General features: G+C 58.6%; 1 protein-coding gene. It reads left to right on the top strand.

Annotation, left to right across the window (positions count from 1 at the left end; genetic code table 11):
* The coding region (locus tag H2O73_RS24055) for a DUF2188 domain-containing protein (protein ID WP_182110811.1) at positions 1-219 on the top strand (219 nt) is incomplete at its 5' end.
* Between the last annotated feature and the right edge of the window lie 49 nt (positions 220-268).

Below are 268 nucleotides of genomic sequence, written 5' to 3' on the forward strand. Positions count from 1 at the left end.
TCTAAGAACCAGTATGTCGTTCGTAATGGCGACAAATGGGGCGTCCGTGGCGAAGGCAACGAACGTCTTACCCGCAGCTTCGACACTCAGCGCGAAGCTATCGACCACGGGCGCGACATCGCTCGCAATCAGGGCTCAGAGCTCCGGATTCAGGGTCGGAATGGTCAGTTCCGCGAAGCCTGGAGCTACGGCAACGACCCCTATCCTCCAAAAGGCTGAACCAGCGTCGCGATATATGACCCCTTTCCAACGCGCCCCCGAACAAAGG

Source organism: Vibrio marinisediminis, assembly GCF_014050145.1.
Lineage (GTDB): Bacteria > Pseudomonadota > Gammaproteobacteria > Enterobacterales > Vibrionaceae > Vibrio > Vibrio marinisediminis.